This window comes from Mesorhizobium sp. M5C.F.Ca.IN.020.29.1.1 (assembly GCF_003997375.1).
GTDB classification, from domain to species: Bacteria; Pseudomonadota; Alphaproteobacteria; order Rhizobiales; family Rhizobiaceae; genus Mesorhizobium; species Mesorhizobium wenxiniae.
The window spans coordinates 1-2,567 of the sequence record NZ_RZSW01000709.1 but is presented as its reverse complement, the minus strand read 5'-3'; the positions used below and the strand labels follow the sequence as shown (position 1 = coordinate 2,567).

1 protein-coding gene is annotated in these 2,567 nt (G+C 66.5%); it reads left to right on the top strand.

Features of this window, described 5'->3' with window-relative positions; all coding sequences use genetic code 11:
* On the top strand, positions 1–2,567 hold a 2,567-nt coding region (locus EOA85_RS32445; RefSeq protein WP_245486214.1), incomplete at both ends, for a helicase-related protein.

The following is a 2,567-nucleotide window of genomic DNA, read 5'->3' as shown; positions in this document are numbered from 1 at the left end:
GTGCTCGGGCCGACCAACACCGGTAAGACCCATCTCGCCATCGAGCGCATGGTGGCGCATGAAAGCGGCATTATCGGCCTGCCGCTCAGGCTCCTCGCCCGCGAGGTTTATACACGCGTCTGCGAGAAGGTCGGCGCTCACAAGGTGGCGCTCATCACCGGCGAGGAGAAGATCCAGCCCGACGGCGCCAGATATTCGGTCTGTACGGTGGAAGCCATGCCGCGCGAGACCGACGCCGCGTTCGTTGCCATCGACGAGGTTCAGCTGGCCGGCGATCTCGAGCGCGGCCACATCTTCACCGACCGCATCCTGCATCTGCGCGGCCGCCAGGAGACACTGCTGCTGGGTGCGGCCACCATGCACGGCATCCTCCAGCGTCTGCTGAAGGGCGTGTCCGTGGTGACGCGGCCACGGCTGTCGCATCTCGCCTATGCCGGCTCGAAGAAGCTCACCCGCTTGCCGCGACGTACGGCGATCGTCGCCTTTTCCGCCGACGAGGTTTATGCGATCGCCGAACTGATCCGCCGCCAGCAGGGCGGTGCGGCCGTCGTGCTCGGTGCGCTATCGCCCCGCACACGCAACGCGCAGGTGGCGCTGTTCCAATCGGGTGATGTCGATTATCTGATCGCCACCGATGCGATCGGCATGGGCCTCAACCTCGATCTCGATCATGTCGCCTTCGCACAGAACCGCAAATTCGACGGCTACCAGTACCGCAATCTGACGGCGGCCGAACTCGGCCAGATCGCCGGCCGCGCCGGCCGGCACATGCGCGACGGAACCTTCGGCGTCACCGGCCAGGTCGATCCACTGGATGAGGAACTGGTCAAGAAGATCGAAGCGCATGATTTCGACCCGGTGAAGGTGCTGCAATGGCGCACCGCGCGTTTCGATTTCGCCAACCTCGACGCGCTGAAGCGCTCGATCGAGACCAACGCCCCGGTTGAAGGCCTGACGCGCGCGCTGCCGGCGGTGGATGCGCAGGCGCTCGAGCACCTGTCCCGCGACGAGGACATTCGGGCGCTTGCCACCGACGCCAGGCGCGTGGCGCTGTTGTGGGAGGCCTGCGCCCTTCCCGACTACAGGAAGATCGCGCCAGCCCAGCATGCCGACCTGATCGCCTCGATCTACATGGACCTTGCCAGGCATGGCCATGTCGACGAGAACTACATGGCCGAGCAGGTGCGCCGTGCCGACACCACCGAGGGCGACATCGACACGCTGTCGCACCGGATCGCCCAGATCCGCACCTGGACGTTCGTTTCCAACCGGCCCGGCTGGCTGGCCGATCAGGCACACTGGCAGGAAAAGACACGCGAAATCGAAGACAGATTGTCGGATGCGCTGCATGAGCGGTTGACGAAACGCTTCGTAGACCGCAGGACTTCCGTCCTCATGCGGCGCCTTAGAGAAAATACCATGCCTGAAGCCGAAATCAGCCCAACCGGAACCGTCCTCGTCGAAGGCCATCATGTCGGCGAGTTGCAGGGGTTCCGCTTCACCGCCGACCAAAGCGCCGGCGGCGAGGACGCCAAGGCGGTGCGTGCAGCAGCCCAGAAGGCGCTTGCAGCCGAATTCGAGGCGCGGGCCGAACGCTTCGGCGCCTCGGCCAACGGCGACATCGCGCTCGGCTCCGACGGCACGTTGCGCTGGATCGGCGCGCCGATCGGCACGCTGGTAGCAGGCGACGAGCCGCTGAAGCCGCGCCTTGTGCTGCTGGCCGACGAGCAGCTCACCGGACCCGCCCGCGATAAGGTCGCGGCCCGCGCCGAGCGCTTCGTAAATTTCCAGATCGAGTCCCTGCTGAAGCCGCTGGTCGACCTCAAGAACGCCGAGCAGATCACCGGCATCGGCCGTGGCATCGCCTTCCAGCTCGTCGAGCATTTCGGCCTCATCAACCGCCGTGACATCGCCGAGGAGATGAAGTCGCTCGACCAGGAAGGCCGCGCCGCCCTTCGCCGACTCGGCGTGCGCTTCGGCGCCTACCACGTCTTCGTGCCCGCGCTGATCAAGCCCGCCCCGGCTGGACTGGTGACGCTGTTGTGGGCGCTGAGGAGCGACGGCAAGGACAAGCCCGGCTTTGGCGACGTGGTTCACGCGCTGGCCTCCGGCCGCACCTCGGTGGTCATCGATCCCACGTTCGACAAGACCTTCTACAAGCTGGCCGGCTACCGCAATCTCGGCCGTCGCGCGGTGCGCGTCGACATCCTTGAACGGCTGGCCGACCTGATCCGGCCCGCAACCAATTGGAAGCCGGGCCTGGGCCAGCGCCCCGACGGCGCCTATGATGGTCAGTCCTTCATGGTGACGCCGCCGATGATGTCGATCCTCGGCGCCACGGCCGACGACATGGAAGAGATTTTGAAAGGCCTCGGCTACCGGGCAGAGCCGAAGCCGGCGGTCGAGGTGAGGGCGCGGCTCGAGGCACAGGACAATGCCGCGCGCGAAGCCGCCGCGGCCAAGCAGGCGGCGGAAGAACAAGCCGAGCAGGCCAAGGCAGCCGAAGCCGCGATTGCGGACGCAGCCGCCGAGGCGCCGGCCGGGAGTTCTGAGCCGGATGCAGTGGC